This window comes from Streptomyces sp. 2131.1 (genome assembly GCF_900105515.1).
Taxonomy (GTDB): Bacteria; Actinomycetota; Actinomycetes; order Streptomycetales; family Streptomycetaceae; genus Streptomyces; species Streptomyces drozdowiczii.
Map to the genome: position 1 here is coordinate 3,412,633 of NZ_FNSY01000001.1, position 19,723 is coordinate 3,432,355.

Consider the following 19,723-nt stretch of genomic DNA (forward strand, 5'->3'; position numbering starts at 1 on the left):
GCACCGGCCGCGCGGTCGGTCAGGTGAGGCCGAGTTCGTTGTCGATGAAGGCGAAGACGTCGTCCGCCGAGGCGGCTTCCAGCTGGTCGCCGACCTTCTGGCCGCCGTCGCCGTTCTGCGCGTCGAGCGTTCCGGTCAGCCGGGTGAGCAGGGACTGGAGCCGGGCCGTGATCCTGGTGGCCTCGATGTCCTCGGCGGCGAGCGCCGAAGCGGCCTCCTCCAGGCGGTCGAGCTGCGCCAGTACGGGGAGTTCGCCGAGGCTGTCCCCCTGGCAGAGCTCCGACCACAGGTGACCGGCCAGCGCACCGGGGCTCGGGTGGTCGTAGATCATGCTGGTGGGCAGCGGGCGCCCGGTCGCGGCGACGAGCTTCGTGCGCAGGTCGACGGCGGCGACCGAGTCGAACCCGAGGTCCGTGAACCCCCGGTCCGCCCCGACCCCCGCCGGGTCGTCGTACCCGAGCAGGGCCGCGACATGCGTACGGACGAGGTCCAGCAGCACGGACCGCTGCTCCGGTTCGGGGAGACCCGCCAGCCGGTCCGCGAGGCCGGAGTCCCCCGCTCCGCCGTCGGCGCCACCGTCCGTGCCGAGGGCGGCCCGCGCGTCGGGCAGGGCGTCCAGAAGGGGGCGGGGGCGGGCGAGTACGTAGGTGGGGGCGAAGCGTTCCCAGTCGAAGCCGGCCACCACCGCGTGCGAGCCGCCGCCCGTCAGGATGCGGCGCAGGGCGCCGACGGCGAGGGCCGGGTCCATCGCGGGGGCGCCCATGCGGCGCATGACGGCGGCCAGTTCGGCGTCGACCATTCCCCCGTCCCACGATCCCCATGCCACCGAAGTGGCGGCGAGTCCACGGGCACGCCGGCTGTGCGCGAGCCCGTCCAGGTAGGCGTTGGCGCTGCCGTACGCGGACTGGCCCGCGCTGCCCCAGACGGCGGCGCCGGACGAGAACAGGACGAACGCGTCGAGAGGGGTGTCGCCGAGGAGTTCGTCCAGGTGACGGGCGCCGAGCACCTTCGCGTCGGCGACCTGGGCCAGCTCCGCGAGGGACAGCTCACCGAGTGGGGCGATGCGCTGCGCGAGCCCGGCCGCGTGGAAGACGGCGGTGAGGTCCGTGAGGCCGGCGAGCAGCCCGCGTACGGCTTCGCGGTCGGCCATGTCGCAGGCCGCCACGGAGACGCGGGCGCCCATGGCTTCGATCTCCTCGGCCAGCTCCGTGACACCCCGGGCGTCCGGGCCGCGCCGCCCGGCGAGGACCACGTGTTCCGCACCGTCCGCGGCGAGCATCCGGGCCACGTGGGCGCCGATCCCGCCGGTGCCGCCGGTGACGAGGACGGTGCCCCGGGCCTGCCAGGTCGCCGCCGGATCGGGCTGGGCGGGCCGGACGAGTCGGCGGGCGTGGACACCCTGCGGGCGTACGGCCAGCTGGTCCTCGGCGGTTCCCCGGGCGAGGGCGTCGCAAACCCGGCGCAGGACCGCCTCATCGGCGTTCTGCGGCAGGTCGATCAGGCCGCCCCAGGTGTCCGGCGCCTCAAGCGCGAGGGCCGCGCCGAGCCCCCACACGGCGGTCTGCTCGGGCCGCACGGCCGCGTCCCCGTCGTCGGTGGCCACCGCGCCCCGGGTGAGGCACCACACCGGGGCCGTCCACCCCAGGGCCGACGTCTCCCGCAGCAGGGCGGCGGTGTCCGCGAGCCCCTGGGAGAGCACGGGGTGGTCCGGGTGCGGGGTGTCGTCGAGGGCGAGGAGGCTGACGACTCCGGCGGGGGCGGCGGGCAAGGCCGAGCCGGCGGCAGACAGCTCCACGCCCTCCGTCAGGACGGGTTTCGCGCCCCGCTCCGCCAGCATCCCGGCCAGCGCCTCCGCCACGGCACGTTCCCCCGCAGCGTGCACGACGAGCCAGTCCCCGGTGAGCGGGGCGGGCGGCGCGGGGTCCGCGACCGGTGCCCAGGAGACCCGGTAGCGCAGCGCGTCAACGGCCGACGCCTCGCGCCGTCCGGCGCGCCAGCTGGTGAGCGCGGGCAGCACGGGGGCCAGGTCTGCGGGGTCCACACCGAGCCGCTCCGCGAGCCCGGCCACGTCCTCCTGCTCCACGGCCTCCCAGAACCCGGTCTCACCCGGCTCCGCCGTGGTCGCAGCCGGGGCGGTCTCGGGCGCGGCGGCCCAGTAGGTACGGTGCTGGAAGGCGTACGTGGGCAGGTCGACGCGGTGCGGGCGGTGGCCGGTCGCGGTGAAGCAGGCGTTCCAGTCGACGGGCACACCGCGCGTGTGGACGAGCGCGACGGCCTCCGTCAGCACCCGTGCCTCGTCGCGGTCCCGGCGCAGGGCCGCCGTGAAGACGGGCTGATCGGTGCCCTCGTCGGCGCCGGTCAGGCAGTCGGGGCCGAGCGGGGTCAGGGCCGCGTCGGGGCCCAGTTCCAGGAAGGTGTGGACGCCCTTGGCGGCGAGCGCGCGCACGGCGTCGCCGAACCGGACGCTCGCGCGGACGTGCCGCACCCAGTAGTCCGCGCAGGCCAGTTCGTCGTCACCGGCGAGCTCACCGGTGACCGTGGAGACGACCGGGATGCGGGCGGTGGCGTACGTGATGCTCTCGGCGACCGTACGGAAGTCGTCGAGCATCGGGTCCATGAGCGGCGAGTGGAAGGCGTGCGACACGGCGAGCCGCTTGGTACGGCGGCCCTCGGCCGCGAAGTGGGCGGCGACGGCGAGCGCGTCGGTCTCGCCGCCGGAGACGATCACGGAACGCGGTCCGTTGAGAGCGGCGATCCCGGTCGCCGGGGTGAGCAGCGGCGTCACCTCGTCCTCGGACGCCTCCACGGCGACCATCGCGCCGCCCGCCGGGAGCGCCTGCATCAGCCGGCCCCGGGCCGCGACGAGCTTCGCGGCGTCCGCCAGGGAGAGCACGCCCGCGACATGCGCGACGGCGAACTCGCCCACGGAGTGCCCGGCGAGGAAGTCGGGCCGCACGCCCCAGGACTCCACGAGGCGGTACAGCGCCACCTCGCACGCGAACAGGGCCGGCTGCGCGAGCCCCGTACCGTCGAGCAGCGCACGGTCCTCGCCCCACATCGCCGCCCGCAAGGAGGTGTCGAGGTGCGCGTCGAGCGCCTCCACCGCCTCGTCGAAGGCGCGGGCGAACACCGGGTAGGCGGCGTGCAGCTCCCGGCCCATGCCGAGGCGCTGCGAGCCCTGCCCCGTGAACAGCACGGCGCTCAGCGCGTCGGGTCGCGCGTCCCCGGTGACGGCCGCATCAGCGGACCCGTCCGCGAGCGCGCGCAGCGCCCGTACGAGATCGGCGTGACCGGCGGGCGCCTGCCCGTCGGCGACGACCACCGCACGGTGCTCCAGGGCGGCCCGGGTGGTGGCCAGCGACCAGCCGGTGTCGGCCGACGGCGTGGCCGGGTGGGCCTCCAGGTGGTCCGCGAGGCGGGCGGCCTGCGCGGCCAGGGCCTCGGGGCGGCGGGCGGAGAGGAGCACGGGGACGAAGCGGGGGGCGGGGGCCTGGCTCGTACGCCCCTCGTCGGCAACCTGCGCCGTACCCGGCTCGTCGGCGGCGGAAACCGCCTCGGCCGGCGCCTCCTCCACGATCACGTGCACATTCGTGCCGCTCAGCCCGAACGACGACACCCCGGCGCGCTTGGCGCGGCCCAGCTCCGGCCAGGCGACCGGTTCGGTCAGCAGCCGTACGCTGCCCGCGCTCCAGTCCACGTTGTGGCTCGGCTCGTCCACGTGCAGGGTGCGCGGCAGGACGCCCGCCCTCATCGCCTGCACCATCTTGATCACGCCACCGACACCGGCGGCGGCCTGCGCGTGGCCGATGTTCGACTTGAACGAGCCCAGCCACAGCGGCCGGCCGGCGGGCCGCTCGCGCCCGTAGGCGGCGATGAGGGCCTGCGCCTCGATCGGGTCGCCGAGGGTGGTGCCTGTGCCGTGCGCCTCGACGGCGTCCACGTCGGCGGGGGCGAGGCCGCCGGAGGCCAGTGCCTGCTGGATGACGCGCTGCTGCGAGGGGCCGTTCGGCGCGGTCAGCCCGTTGGACGCGCCGTCGGAGTTCATCGCGGAGCCGCGGATGACGGCGAGGACGGGGTGACCGTTGCGGCGGGCGTCGGAGAGCCGCTCGACGAGGAGCATGCCGGCACCCTCGGACCAGGTGGTGCCGTCGGCCGCCGCCGCGAAGGACTTGCAGCGGCCGTCGGGGGCGAGGCCCCGGTCCTGGCTGAAGCCCACGAAGGAGTCCGGGCTCGCCATGACGGTGACGCCGCCCGCGAGCGCCAGCGCGCATTCCCCGCTGCGCACCGACTGAACCGCGAGATGGAGGGCGACGAGCGAGGAGGAGCAGGCCGTGTCGACGGTGACCGCGGGGCCTTCGAGCCCCAGCGTGTAGGCGACGCGCCCGGAGGCGACGCTCGCCAGGCCGCCGGTACCGCCGCCGCCCGGGTAGTCGTGGTAGACCACCCCGGCGAACACACCGGTACGGCTGCCCTTCAGCGAGGTCGGGTCGATCCCGGCACGCTCGACGACCTCCCAGGACACTTCGAGCAGCAGCCGCTGCTGCGGGTCGGTGTCCTTCGCCTCACGCGGGCTGATCTTGAAGAAGTCCGCGTCGAACTCCCCCGCGTCGTGCAGGAAGCCGCCCTCACGGCAGTACGTCCTGCCGGGCGTCGACGGCTCGGGGTCGTACAAGGCGTCCATGTCCCAGCCGCGGCCGTCCGGGAACAGCGACACCGCGTCCCGGCCCGCGTCCACCAGCTGCCACAGGTCCTCGGGCGAGGTGATGCCACCGGGGAAGCGGCAGCCCATCGCCACGATCGCGACCGGCTCGCTGCCCCGCGCCTCGGCCTCCGACAACTGGCGCCGGGTCCGCTGGAGTTCGGCGGTGGCGCGCTTGAGATAGTCCCGGAGCTTGTCGTCGTTGCTCATCGAACCTCAACCAATCTGCAGCTGATCGCTGGCTAGGAGATGCCGAATTCGCTGTCGAGCACGTCGAACAGCTCCTCGTCGGTGACCGTTTCGAAGTCGGGCCCCTCGCCGGCCGACGCCGGGTCGCCCTGTGCGTCGCGCCACCGCCGCACGATGGCTTCCAGCCGGGCGGTGATCGCGTCCGCGCGGGCACTGACCGCCTCGGCGTCCCCGCCGGCGACGGGGAACCCGCCGAGTACGTCCTCGATCCGGTCCAGCTCGGCCAGCACGGCCGCGGCCGGGTCACCGGCCCCCGCACCGGCCTCGGAGTCCAGGCGCTTTGCCAGGAACGCGGCGACGGCGCGCGGGGTCGGGTAGTCGAAGATCAGCGTCGCGGGCAGGTCGCAGCCGGACGCGGCGGTCAGCCGCTTGCGCAGCTCCACGGCCGCCAGCGAGTCGAAGCCCATGTCACGGAAGGCGAGATCGGTCTCGACGACGCCCACGGAGGTGTGTCCGAGCACGGCCGCCACATGGGTACGGACGAGCGCCAGCAGCACCCGCCCTGCCTCGGCCGCCCCGAGCCCGTCGAGCTCCGCCCGCAGCCCGGCCGCCGCCCGCTGCGACTCCTCGACAGTGGGCACGTCGTGCGCCGCGTTCGGGACGGCGGCACCGGTGGAACCGCTGCCCTCGACCCAGAACCGGCTGCGCTGGAAGGCGTACGTGGGCAGCTCGACGGTCCGCGCCCCGCTGTCGGCGAAGTACGTCCGCCAGTCGACCCGGACGCCCTGCGCGTACAGCTGCCCGACCCCGCCGACCAGCGACTCCGCCTCGGGGCGGTTCCTGCGCAGCAGCGGGACGAGCGCGGTCTCCTCGTCGGTCACGGAGGCAGCACCGAGAGCGGTGAGCACCGCGTCGGGGCCGACCTCCACGAAGGTGCGCGCGCCCAGGGCTTCAGCCGCGTTCACGGCATCCGCGAACCGGACAGGGCGGCGGACCTGGTCGACCCAGTACTCGGGGGTCTGCCAGTCGGTGGAGGGGGCGCCGGTGACGGTGGAGACGACCGGGATGCGCGGCTCATTGAACGTCAACCCGCGCGCGAGCGCCCGGAAGTCGTCGAGCATCGGGTCCATGAGCGAGGAGTGGAAGGCGTGCGAGACGGGAAGACGGCTGGTCTTGCGGCCCAGCGCGGCGAAGTGCTCGCCCACGGCGAGGGCTTCGGACTCGACACCTGAGACGACGACCGCTTGCGGGCCGTTGACGGCCGCGATGCCCACCCCGTCCGTGAGGAGGGGAACCACCTCGTCCTCGGTCGCCTGCACGGCGACCATCGCGCCACCGGCCGGAAGGGCCTGCATCAGCCGGCCCCGGCTCACGACCAGCTTCGCCGCATCCGCGAGGGAAAGCACCCCGGCGATGTGCGCGGCAGCGATCTCACCGATCGAATGACCCGCGACCACGTCCGGGTTGACGCCCCACGCCTCCACCAGCCGGAACAACGCGACCTCGAAAGCGAACAACGCGGGCTGGGTGCACGAAGTCGCATTCAGCGCCTCCGCGTCCTCCCCCCACACCACGTCCTTCAACGCCGTTTCAAGATGCGCGTCCACCTCCACACACACCGCGTCAAACGCCTCCGCGAACACCGGGAAGGATTCGTGCAGTTCACGGCCCATACCCAGCCGCTGCGCCCCCTGCCCCGTGAACAGGAACGCCGACTTGCCCGCCCGGCGGGCCCGGCCGACGACCACCGCCGGGTGCTCGTTCCCCGCCGCCAGCGCGGCCAGCGCGTCCGCGCGGTCGGTCCGCGTCTGTCCGAGGACCACCGCCCGGTGGGTGAAGGCGGTCCGTGTGGTGGCCAGGGAGAGCCCGATGTCCGCCGCATCGGCCTCGGGCTCTCCCAGGGCCTGTTCCCGCAGGCGGGCGGCCTGAGCAGCGAGGGACTGCCCGGACTTTGCCGACACCACCCAAGGAACCACGGGGGGCGCGGCCCGCACGGCCGTCTCCCCTGTCTCTTCCGGCGCCTCCTCGACGATCACGTGGGCGTTCGTCCCGCTGATCCCGAAGGAGGACACCCCGGCCCGCCGCACCGCGCCGCCGGGCACCCAGGGGCGCGACTCGGCCAGCAGCTCGACCGCGCCCTCTGCCCAGTCCACCTGGTCCGAAGGCGTTTCGGCGTACAGGGACTTGGGAAGCACGCCGTGGCGCAGGGCCATGACCATCTTTATGATCCCCGCGACACCCGCCGCCGCCTGGCTGTGGCCCATGTTCGACTTGATGGACCCCAGCCACAGGGGCCGGCCCTCCGGCCGCTCCTGCCCGTAGGTCTCCAGGAGCGCCTGCGCCTCGATCGGGTCGCCGAGGGTGGTGCCGGTGCCGTGTGCCTCGACCGCGTCCACCTCGGCCGCCGTCAGGCCCGCGTCCTCCAGGGCGCGGCGGATGACTCGCTGCTGGGCGGGCCCGTTGGGGGCGGTGAGGCCGTTGCTGGCGCCGTCCTGGTTGAGCGCCGAGCCGCGGACCACGGCGAGGACCGGGTGGCCGTTGCGGCGCGCGTCGGACAGCCGCTCCAGGACCAGGACACCGGCGCCCTCGGAGCAGGCGACGCCGTCGGCGGAAGCGGAGAAGGACTTCGAACGGCCGTCGGACGCCAGGCCCTGCTGCGTGCTGAAGTACACGAACATGTCCGGCGTCGACATGACCGTCACCCCGCCCGCCAGGGCGAGTGAGCACTCACCCGCCCGCAGCGACTGCGCCGCCAGGTGGAGCGCGACCAGCGAGGAGGAGCAGGCCGTATCGACGCTGACCGCAGGGCCTTCGAGCCCCAGCGTGTAGGCGACCCGGCCCGACACCACGCTGCCGGCCGTGGTGCTCCCGGGCTCCGCGCCGAGCGCGTAGTCGTGGTACATCACCCCGGCGAACACGCCCGTCGAGGAGCCCTTGAGCGTCGTCGGGTCGATCCCGGCCCGCTCGATCGCCTCCCAGGCCACCTCAAGGAGGAGCCGCTGCTGCGGGTCGGTCACCAGGGCTTCGTTGGGGCTGATCCCGAAGAACACCGGGTCGAACCCGGGTGCGTCGTAGAGGAACCCGCCCTCGCGCGCGTAGGTCTTGCCGGGCTTGCCCGGCTCGGGGTCGTACACACTCTCGTCCCAGCCGCGGTCGGCGGGGAACTCCCCGATCGCGTCGACGCCGTCCGCGACCAGCTGCCACAGGGTCTCGGGGCTCGTGACGCCGCCCGGGTAGCGGCAGCCCATGCCCACGACGACCACCGGGTCGTCGTGGTGCGCGCCGCGACCGGACGGGCCCGCCTCCTCCAGTCGACGCTCGGCGTCCGCCAGCCGGCGGCGCACCTCCCGCAGGTCGGTCGTGGCCCGCTTCAGGTATTCGAGAAGTCGCTCTTCGTTGCTCACAGAGACCTACTCCCTCTGGCTCGACGATCCGTGGCGACTCACTCACGCGGCGTCCAACGTTGATCGGATTCGAACGCTACTGACGGCTCCGAGGGGCGGCCTACCCTTAACCCACCCCTGCCGAGGGCCCCTGTCCGGCGGGGGACGGGCACGCGAAAGGCCGGGGTGCGTGACAGCTGCCGTACAGCTGTCACGCACCCCGGCCGGGGCCCGTACCGCCTGGTGAGGCGGGGCCGGGGGTCAGGGGGTCGCGGGGGTGCCGAGCTCGTTGTCGAGGATGTCGAACAGCTCGTCCGCGGTGACCTCACCGAGGTCCTGCGCCGCCTCCTCGGTCGCGTCCGGCTCAGGTGCGTCGAGCCGGCCGGCCAGCTCCCTCAGGCGCTGTACGAACCTGGCGCGTTCGGGTCCGGCGGGCGGGGCGTCGGTGGTGAGCAGGGCCTCCAGCTTCTTGAGGTCCGCCTCCGCCCTGGACACCGGCACGGCCGGGACCAGACGGGCGGCGATGTACGCGGCGACCTCCGCCGCGCTCGGATAGTCGAAGATCAGCGTGGCGGGCAGCCGCACCCCGCTCACCGCGCTGAGCTGGTTGCGCAGTTCCACCGAACCCAGGGAGTCGAAACCCAGCTCCCCGAACGCGCGGTCCGGTTCGATCGCCTCACCGGACGCGTGACCGAGTACGGCCGCCGCGTGCCCTCGTACGACGTCCAGGACGATCCCGGTCCGCTCCTCCTCGTCGCACCCCGCGACCCGCGCCGCCAGCCAGGCGCCCTTGGCCGCACCGGCCGCGGACCGCTTGCGGGCGGGCGGGGCTGTCGCGCGCAGAAGGGCGGGGAGTTCGTCGGTACGGGTGCGCAGGGCGCCCGGGTCGACGCGGAGCGGAACGGTGGCCGCGACACCCGACGTGAGGGCCGCGTCGAACAGGGCCAGGGCCTCCGCCTCGGACAGTGCGGGCATCCCCGCCCGGCGCATGCGCTCCAGGTCGGCGTCGGCCAGGTGGGACGCCATACCGGTGTCCACGGCCCAGAGCCCGAAGGCCATGGAGGACGCCGGAAGACCCTCGGCATGACGTTTGACGGCGAGCGCGTCGAGGAAGACGTTGGCCGCCGCGTAGTTGCCCTGGCCGGCCGCCAGCACGAGCCCGCCGGCCGAGGAGAACAGCACGAACGCCGACAGGCCAAGGTCCCGGGTCAGCTCGTGCAGGTGCCAGGCCGCGTCCGCCTTCGGTCGCAGGACCGCGTCCACCCGCTCGGGCGTGAGCGCGCCCACCACGCCGTTGTCCGCGACACCGGCGACATGGACGACACCGGAGAGCGGATGCGCCGGGTCCACGGCATCGATCGCCGCCGCCAGGGACTCCCGGTCCGCGACGTCACAGGCCGCCACGGAGACCGAGGCGCCCAGGCCGGACAGCTCCGCCACCAGGTCGGCGGCGCCGGGGGCGTCCGCACCACGGCGGCCCAGCAACAGCAGGCTCCGCACCCCGTGTTCGGTGACCAGGTGCCGGGCGACGCGCGCGCCCAGCCCGCCGGTGCCACCGGTGATCAGTACGGTCCCGTCCGCGTCCCACACCGGTCCGGCCCCGCCGCCCGCGCCCGCCGGAACGAGGCGCGGCACCCGCACCTCGCCGTCGCGCACCAGCAACTCCGGCTCACCGAGGGCGGCCAGGCGACCGAGCGGTACCGAGTCGTCGGAGTCGATCAGGACGAACCGCCCCGGATTCTCCGCCTGCGCGGCCCGGACCAGACCCCAGACGGGGGCCTGCCGCAGGTCCACCGGTCCGGCAGCCCCGGCATCGACCGCGCCCCGCGTGAGGACCGCCAGCAACGCGCCCTCTTCCCGCTCCTCGGACAGCCAATCCTGTACGGCCTCCAGCGCACGGCCCACCACGCCCCGTACGGCGTCCGGCACATCCGCGTCCTTCTCCTCCACCACGCACTCGTAAACAGCGGGCACCTCGGATGTCCCGTCGCCCAGGGGCACCGGCTGCCAGTCCACCCGCAGCAGCGAGTCGGCGGTCCCGGAGGTGGACTGCTGGTCCCAGACGGGCCGGGACAGCAGGGACTCCACCGACAGCACCGGGTTGCCGTGCTCGTCGGCGACGGTCAGCGAGAGGCCGTCCTGCTGGGCGACGGGCCTGACACGCACCCGGAGCGCCTTCGCCCCGGCCGCGTGCAGGGCGACGCCGTTCCAGGCGAAGGGGAGCAGCGTCTGCCCGCCGTCCTCACGCCCCGGGATGGCCAGCAGCCCGACGTGCATCGCCGCGTCCAGCAGGGCGGGGTGGAGACCGAAGCGGGCGGCGTCCTCGTGGGCGGACTCGGGCAGGCGCACCTCGGCGTACAGCTCCTCGCCGAGGCTCCAGGCCGCGGTGAGGCCCTGGAACACCGGCCCGTAGTGGTAGCCGGCCTCCGCGAGATCCTGGTAGGCACTGTCCACGGCCAGCTCGTCGGCCCCGGCCGGCGGCCACTCCATGAGCCCGTCCGGCCCGCCCTCGTCGGCCGCGGGTGCCAGGATCCCTTCGGCGTGACGGGTCCAGGGCAGGTCCGGCTGGTCCTCGGCGCGGGAGTGGACCGCCACGGTCCGGCGCCCGGTCTCGTCCGCCGCCCCGACGGCCACCTGGACGGCGAGGCCGCCGAGGGGTCGCAGGACGAGGGGCGCCTGAAGGGTCAGCTCCTCCAGCAGCCCGCAGTCGAGCAGTTCGCCCGCCCGGGCGGCCAGTTCGACGAAGCCGGTGCCGGGCAGCAGGACGCTCCCGAGCACGTTGTGGTCGACGATCCAGCCGTGCGTCCCGGCGGACAGCCGGCCGGTGAGCACGGCCCCGCCGTCGTCGGGCAGGACCACGGCCGCGCGGAGCACCGGGTGTTCGAGCGCGAGCTGCCCGGACGCCGCGACGCCGCCGCCCTGGGAGGCGGGCGCTTCGAGCCAGTACCGGCTGCGCTGGAAGGCGCACGTGGGCAGCTCGACGGTCCGCGCGCCGGCACCGGCGTAGAACGCCCGCCAGTCCACCTCACCGCCGTCCACGAACACCCGCGCCAGGCCCCCGGCCAGGGACTCCGGCTCGGGGCGGTTCCTGCGGACGAGCGGGACGAACGCGCTGGTGTCCTCGGTGGCGGAGGCGGCCCCGAGTGCGGTGAGGACCGCGTCCGGGCCGATCTCGACGAACGTACGGGCGCCGAACCCTTCGGCCGCGTTCACTGCGTCCCCGAAACGGACGGGCAGGCGGACCTGGTCGACCCAGTACTCGGAGGACTGCCAGTCGGAGGAGACGAAGCCGGTGACGGTGGAGACGACGGGGATGCGCGGCTCGTTGAACCGCAACCCGTCCGCCAGGGACCGGAACTCGTCGAGCATCGGCTCCATGAGCGAGGAGTGGAAGGCGTGCGAGACGGGAAGGCGGCTGGTCTTCCGGCCCAGCGCGGCGAATCGCTCGCCGATACCCACCACCTCGTCCGCCAACCCTGAAATTACAACGGCGTGCGGCCCGTTGACGGCGGCGATACCTACCCCGTCCGTGAGGAGGGGAACCACCTCGTCCTCGGTCGCCTGCACGGCAACCATCGCGCCACCGGCGGGAAGGGCCTGCATGAGGCGGCCCCGCGCGACGACAAGCTGTGCGGCATCCCCGAGAGAGAGAACTCCGGCAACGTGTGCGGCGGCAAGCTCACCGATCGAGTGACCGACGACGACATCAGGCTTGACGCCCCACGCCTCCACCAGCCGGAACAGCGCCACCTCGAACGCGAACAGCGCGGGCTGAGTGAAGCCGGTGGCGTGCAACGCCTCAGCGTCTTCCCCCCACACGACCTCACGCAACGGCATATCGAGGTGCGCGTCCACCTCGGCACACACCGCGTCAAACGCTTCCGCGAACACCGGGAACGCCTCGTACAGCTCACGCCCCATCCCCAGCCTCTGCGCACCCTGCCCCGTGAACAGGAACGCAGTCTTCCCCTTGGCCACCGCACCCCGCACCAGCCCCGGGTGCTCCTCGCCCGCCGCCAGCGCGGCCAGCGCGTCCGTACGGTCGCCGAGAACCACGGCCCGGTGCTCGAACACCGGGCGCGAGGACACCAGCGAGTGGCCGATGTCCTCGGCGCGGTGGTCACCGGCCACGGACAGCAGCCGCGCCGCCTGCTCGGCCAGGGCCTCGGGGGACTTCGCGGACACCACCCACGGGGTGACGGCGAGGTCCGTCCCGGGCTCGATCGCCGCAGCTTCGGGAGCCTCCTCCACGATCACGTGCGCGTTCGTCCCGCTCAGTCCGAACGACGACACACCTGCCCGCCTCGGACGGCCCTCCGGCGCCCACTCCCGGGCCTCCGTCAGCAGCTCCACGTCACCCTCGGACCAGTCGATCTGGTCCGAGCGCTCCTCCGCGTGCAGGGACGGCGGCAGCACACCGTGCCGCATCGCCATGACCATCTTGATGATCCCCGCGACGCCGGCGGCGGCCTGCGTGTGACCCATGTTCGACTTGATGGAACCCAGCCACAGGGGCTCCGCCTCCGAGCGCCCCTGCCCGTAGGTCGCGAGCAGCGCCTGCGCCTCGATCGGGTCACCGAGCCGGGTGCCCGTGCCGTGCGCCTCGACCGCGTCGACCTCCGCCGCCGTCAGGCCCGCATCGGAGAGCGCCTGGCGGATGACGCGCTGCTGGGCGGGCCCGTTGGGGGCGGTGAGGCCGTTGCTCGCACCGTCCTGGTTCAGGGCCGAGCCACGGACCACGGCGAGCACGGGGTGACCGTTGCGCCGCGCGTCGGACATCCGCTCCAGGAGCAGCACACCCGCGCCCTCGCCCCAGCCCGTACCGTCCGCGCCCGCCCCGAAGGACTTGCAGCGCCCGTCCGGCGAGAGCCCGCGCTGCTCGCTGAAGTACACGAGCATGTCCGGCGTCGACATCACCGTCACACCGCCCGCCAGGGCGAGTGAGCACTCACCCGACCGCAGCGCCTGCGCCGCCGTGTGCAGCGCGACCAGCGAGGAGGAGCAGGCCGTGTCTACGGTGACCGCCGGGCCTTCGAGCCCCAGCGTGTAGGCGACCCGGCCGGACACCAGGCTTCCCGCCGTGCCGCCCGCGTAATCGTGGTACATCACACCGGCGTAGACCCCGGTCCGGCTGCCCTTGAGCGTCGTCGGGTCCACACCCGCGCGCTCGATCGCCTCCCAGGACACTTCGAGCAGCAGTCGCTGCTGCGGGTCCATGATCGCCGCCTCGCGCGGGCTGATTCCGAAGAACGCGGGGTCGAACTCCGCCGCGTCGTAGAGGAATCCGCCGTCCCGCGCGTACGACTTCCCGGGCACGCCCGGTTCCGGGTCGTACACGTCCGGGTCCCAGCCCCGGTCGTCGGGGAGCGGGGCGATGGCGTCGACGCCGTCCGCGACCAGGCGCCACAGCTCGTCGGGGGTGGTCACACCGCCCGGATAGCGGCAGGCCATGCCCACGATCACGACCGGGTCCTCGGCGCCCGCGCGGGAGACCGCCGGGGACGGTGAGCGCTCCGCGTCCGGGGCGCCGTCGAGCAGCGTGAGCACGAAGGCGGCGACGGCCTCGGCGGTCGGGTGGTCGAAGATCAGCGTTGCCGGGAGCCGGAGTCCGGTCTCGGCGTCGAGCCGGTTGCGCAGTTCGACGGCGGTGAGGGAGTCGAAGCCCAGCTCGTCGAAGGCACGACCCGGTTCGATGGCCTCACCCGAGGCGTGGCCGAGAACGGCCGCGATCTTCGTACGGACCAGCTCCAGGACGGCCCCGGCACGCTCGGCGCCGGTCAGGCCCGCGAGCCGCGTCCGCAGCACTGGCGAACCACCGCGCGCCGCACGGCGCCCCGGCGACCGCACGAGGCCCCGCAGCAGGGCGGGCACCTCGTCGGCGTGAGCGCGCAGGACCGCGAGGTCGAGGCGTACCGGCACCGAGGCCGCGACGCCCGACCCCAGGGCGGCGTCGAAGAGGGCGAGGCCCCGGTCGGCGGGGATCGCGGGCGTGCCGGCGTCGCGCATCCGGTCCAGCTCGGCCGCACCGAGCCCGGTGCCCATGCCCCCGGGGGTGTCCCAGAGCCCGAAGGCGAGGGACGACGCGGAAAGGCCCTCGGAGTGACGTTTGACGGCGAGTGCGTCGAGGAAGGCGTTGGCCGCCGCGTAGTTGGCCTGACCTGTGGAGCCGAGGGTCCCCGCGATCGACGAGAACAGGACGAACGCCGTGAGGTCCAGGTCCCGAGTCAGCTCGTGCAGGTGCCAGGCGGCATCCGCCTTGGGCGCGAACACGCCCCGGAGGCGGTCGGCGGTCAGCGAGGTGACCATCGCGTCGTCCAGGACGCCCGCCGCGTGGACGACGCCCCGCAGCGGCTGCGCCGGGTCGACACCGGCCAGCAGCGCGGCCACGGCCTCCCGGTCGGCCACGTCGCAGGCGGCGAAGGACACGCTCGCGCCCGACTCGGCCAGTTCCGCGCGCAGTTCCTCGGCCCCGGGAGCCTGGGCGCCCCGGCGGCCGGCCAGCAGCAGGTGGCGCACGCCGTGTGCGGTGACCAGGTGGCGGGCGACGAGCGCGCCGAGGCCGCCCGTGCCGCCGGTGATCAGTACGGTCCCGTCCGCGTCCCACACCGGGGCGGCCTCGGAGGCCGCGGTGACCCGGGCCAGCCGGGGTGTCAGCGCCCGCCCGTCCCGTACGGCGGACTCCGGCTCCTCGGCGGGTCCGGTGTGCGGCAGCCCCTCGGGGGCGTCCGTGTCGAGCAGTACGAACCGGCCCGGGTTCTCCGCCTGCGCGGCCCGGACCAGACCCCAGACGGGGGCCTGCCGTACGTCGACCGCCTCGCCGTCCGCCGTGGCGACCGCGCCGCGTGTGACGACGAGCAGGGTGGCGGCGGCGAACCGCTGGTCCGCCAGCCACTGCCGTATGACGTCCAGGACGTGCACCGACACCGTGTGCGCGGCCGAGGGCATGTCGTCCCCCGCCGCTGCCGCGACCGGGGCGCAGTCCAGGACGACCGTGCCGGTCACCGGGCCGCCGGTGGGCGCGTCCTCCCAGCGCGGCCACGCACCGGGAGCGGGCGCGGCACCGGCCGGCTGCCACACGACCCGGTACAGCGGGTCCGTCGCCGTACCCGCACCGCCGGGCGTCGAATCCATCGCGCGGCCGACGACTCCGCCGACCGAGGCGACCGGGGTGCCCGATCCGTCCGCGATCTCCAGGGCGAGGCTTTCCGGGGTGGGCCGCGAGATGCGGACCCGGGCCGCCGACGTGCCGTCCGCGTAGAGCCGCACGTCCTTCCAGACGAACGGCAGAACCGTTCCGCCGCCCTGCTCCCCGGCACCCTCGACGAGCGCGGCGTGCATCGAGGCGTCCAGCAGGGCCGGGTGCAGGCCGTAGTCGGCGGCCGGTACGTCGTCGTCGAGCGCGATCTCCGCGTACAGGTCGCCGCCGAGCCGCCAGGCCGCCGCCAGCCCCTGGAAAGCGGGGCCGTAGGCGAGCCCCTGTTCGCGCAGGCTCTCGTACGCGCCGTCCAGCGCGACCGGCTCCGCGCCGGCGGGCGGCCAGGCGGACAGCGCGAAGGCGGGCGCGTCCGCGTCCTCGGCCAGCACACCTTCCGCGTGCAGCACCCAGTCGGCTTCGGCCGCGTTCTCGTACCGCGCGTACACGCCGACCGTGCGCCGGCCGGACTCGTCCGCCGCGCCCACGACGACCTGCACGGCCACGGCACCGGCCTCGGGCAGGACGAGCGGCGCGTGCAGGGCCAGCTCCTCCAGCACCGCGCAGCCGACGTGATCACCGGCGCGCACGGCGAGTTCGACGAACCCGGCACCGGGGAAGAGCACCGCATCCCGCACCACATGGTCAGCGAGCCACGGCTGAGCCGCGACGGCCAGCCGCCCGCTCAGGACCGCGCCCCCGGAGTCGGCCAGAGTGACCACGGAGCCGAGCAGCGGATGCGGGTGAGGCGTGCTCCCCGGCTTCACCGCGTCGAGCCAGAACCGGGTGCGCTGGAAGGGATACGTGGGGAGGTCGACCCTGGCCGCGCCCGTCCCCGCGAAGAACGCCTCCCAATCGACCCGCACCCCGTCCGCGTACAGCCGGCCGAGCCCGCCGACCAGCGACTGGGACTCGGGGCGGTTCCTGCGCACGAGCGGGACGAAGGCGGTGTTCTCGTCGGTCGCGGAGGCGGTCCCGAGGGCGGTGAGAACGGCGTCGGGGCCGATCTCGACGAACGTACGGGCACCGAAGGCCTCGGCGGCGTTCACGGCATCCGTGAAGCGGACAGGGCGGCGGACCTGATCGACCCAGTACTCGGGGGACTGCCAGTCGGAGGACAGCGCGCCGGTCACCGTGGAGACGACGGGAATGCGCGGCTCGGAGAACGTCAACCGGGCCGTGACGGCACGGAAGTCGTCGAGCATCGGCTCCATGAGCGAGGAGTGGAAGGCGTGCGAGACGGGAAGGCGGCTGGTCTTCCGCCCCAGCGCGGCGAAGTACTCGCCGATACCCGCCGCCTCGACCGCCAACCCTGAAACGACCACGGAACGGGGGCCGTTCACCGCCGCGATGGACACGCCATCCGTCAGGAGCGGCAGCACCTCTTCCTCGGATGCTTGCACCGCAACCATCGCGCCACCGGCAGGAAGCGCCTGCATCAGCCGACCACGCGCGACAACAAGACGTGCGGCATCCGCCAGCGAGAGCACGCCCGCAACGTGCGCGGCGGCCAACTCACCGATCGAGTGACCGACGACGACGTCCGGCTTGACGCCCCACGCCTCCACCAACCGGAACAGCGCCACCTCAAAGGCGAACAGCGCAGGCTGGGTGCACGAAGTCGCGTTCAGCGCCTCCGCGTCCTCCCCCCACACCACGTCCTTCAACGCCGTTTCGAGATGCGCGTCCACCCCCGCGCAGACCGCGTCAAACGCCTCCGCGAACACCGGGAAGGCCGCATACAACTCACGCCCCATACCCAGCCGCTGCGCCCCCTGCCCCGTGAACAGAAACGCCGACCTGCCGACCGACCGCGTGACCCCCCGCACCAGCCCCGCGTGCTCCTCGCCCGCCGCCAGTGCCGCCAGCGCGTCCGTACGGTCGCCGAGCACCACCGCGCGGTGGGTGAACGCCGTACGGGCGGAGACCAGCGAGCGCCCGATGTCCTCGGCGCGGTGGTCACCGGTCACGGACAGCAGCCGCGACGCCTGCTCGGCCAGCGCACCCGGCGTCCTCGCGGACAGCACCCACGGCGTGACCGCCAGGTCCGCACCCGCCTCGCCGCCCGCAGGGGCCTCCGGCGCCTCCTGCACGATCACGTGCGCGTTTGTCCCGCTCAGCCCGAAGGAGGACACACCGGCCCGCCTCGGCCGCCCCGGGCGCGCCCACTCCCGGTTCTCCGTGAGCAGTTCCACGTCACCCGCCGACCAGTCCACCTGGTCCGAGGGCGCGTCGACATGGAGGGACCGGGGAAGGACGCCGTGGCGCATGGCCATGACCATCTTGATGATGCCCGCGACACCGGCGGCGGCCTGCGTGTGACCGAAGTTCGACTTCACCGAGCCCAGCCACAGCGGCCGGTCCGCCGGCCTGCCCTGGCCGTAGGTGGCGAGCAGTGCCTGCGCCTCGATCGGGTCACCGAGCCGGGTGCCCGTGCCGTGCGCCTCGACCGCGTCGACCTCGGCGGCCGACAGGCCCGCGTCCTTGAGGGCGCTGCGGATCACGCGCTGCTGGGCGGGACCGTTGGGCACCGTCATCGCGGCGGACGCGCCGTCCTGGTTGACAGCCGAGCCGCTGACGAGGGCGAGCACGGGGTGGCCGTTGCGCCGGGCGTCCGACAGGCGCTCCAGCAGCAGGACACCCGCGCCCTCGCCCCAGCCCGTACCGTCGGCAGCCGCCGCGAACGGCTTGCAGCGGCCGTCCGGGGCGAGGCCGCGCTGTCCGCTGAAGTACACGAGCATGTCGGGCGTGGACATGACCGTCACACCGCCCGCGAGGGCGAGTGAGCACTCACCCGACCGCAGCGCCTGCGCCGCCGTGTGCAGCGCGACCAGCGAGGAGGAGCAGGCGGTGTCGATGGTCACCGCCGGGCCCTCCAGGCCGAGCGTGTAGGCGACCCGGCCGGATACGAAACTTCCCGCCGCGCCGTCCGCGTAGTCGTGGTACATCACACCGGCGTAGACCCCGGTCCGGCTGCCCTTGAGCGTCGTCGGGTCCACACCCGCGCGCTCGATGGCCTCCCAGGAGACCTCCAGGAGCAGTCGCTGCTGCGGGTCCATGGCCAGGGCCTCGCGGGGGCTGATCCCGAAGAAGTCCGGGTCGAACTCCGCCGCGTCGTACAGGAACGCGCCGTCCCGGGCGTACGACTTGCCGGGCAGCCCCGGCTCGGGGTCGTACACGTCCGGGTCCCAGCCCCGGTCGGCCGGGAAGCCGGACACCGCGTCGACGCCCCCGGCCACCAGCCGCCACAGGTCCTCCGGTGTGCCGGCCCCGCCGGGGTAGCGGCACGCCATGGCGACGATCGCGATCGGGTCGTTGCTCGCGGCCGTGAGCCGGGCGTTCTCCTCGCGCAGCCGCTCGTTGTCCGTGAGCGACTTACGGAGCGCCGCCACGACCTGTTCCATCGATGTGCTGGTCACGTCATCCTCATCATCCAGCGTCGGGATCAGCTGAGTTCGCCGCCGGCCAGGGCGGCTCGTACGAGGTCGTCCACGGCCATCTCCTCGATGGCCTGCCCCGGTTCCTCGGTCGTGGTTCCGGCGTCCGGGCCGGGCTCGGTCCCCGCCAGGCCGAGCAGTGTGTCGAGCAGCCCCGCTTCGCGCAGGCGGGCGGTGGGAATCGACAGCAGGGCCCGCCGGACGGACTCGTCGTCGATGCCGCCGGTGTCCACCGCCGGTTCGGGCGCCAGGCCCTCGCGCAGGAATCCGGCCAGCGCGGCCGAGTTGGGGTAGTCGAACATCAGCGTGGCGGGCAGCCGCAGCCCGGTCGCCTTCTGGAGCCGGTTGCGCAGTTCGATCGCGCCGAGGGAGTCGAGGCCCAGTTCGGTGAAGCCCCGGTCGGCGGCGACCCCGGCGGGATCGCCGTGGCCGAGCACGGCGGCGGCGTGGCCGCGCACCAGCTCCTCCAGGTAGCGGTCCTGTTCGGCCCCGGTGGGCAGCCCGGCGAGCTTGGCGCGTACGAGGGAGCCCCCGCCGTCGCCCGCGCCGGCGGCCGGTACGGCTGCCGGCCTGGGCCCCTTGCGGGCGGGCGGTCCGGCCAGTCCGCGCAGCAGCGCCGGGATCTCGTCGGCCCGTTCGCGCAGCGCGGCCCGGTCGAGCCTGACCGGTGCGAGAAGCGCCGCGTCCTGGGCCATCGCCGCGTCGAACAACGCGAGCCCGTCGGGGAAGGACAGCTCCAGGACCCCGGAGCGGCCCATGCGGCGCAGGTCCGCGTCGGTGAGTTCGGGCCCTTCCCCGACCGTGCCCTCCCACAAACCCCAGG

General features: G+C 74.2%; 3 protein-coding genes. All 3 read right to left on the reverse strand.

The annotated features are described in order from the left end of the window. Window positions 1-19: 19 nt before the first annotated feature. Window positions 20-4,909, reverse strand: coding sequence for a type I polyketide synthase (locus BLW14_RS15325; RefSeq protein ID WP_093707845.1), 4,890 nt, complete (start codon window positions 4,907-4,909; stop codon window positions 20-22). A gap of 32 nt (window positions 4,910-4,941) precedes the next feature. Continuing rightward, entirely contained in the window at window positions 4,942-8,292 is a 3,351-nt protein-coding gene (locus BLW14_RS15330) for a type I polyketide synthase (RefSeq protein ID WP_093707846.1), read from the reverse strand. A 240-nt stretch (window positions 8,293-8,532) separates the two neighbouring features. Beyond that, window positions 8,533-19,713 carry an SDR family NAD(P)-dependent oxidoreductase gene (locus BLW14_RS15335; protein ID WP_371128072.1) on the reverse strand — a complete coding sequence of 3,727 codons (11,181 nt, stop codon included), beginning with the start codon at window positions 19,711-19,713 and terminating at the stop codon, window positions 8,533-8,535. Window positions 19,714-19,723 lie beyond the last annotated feature (10 nt).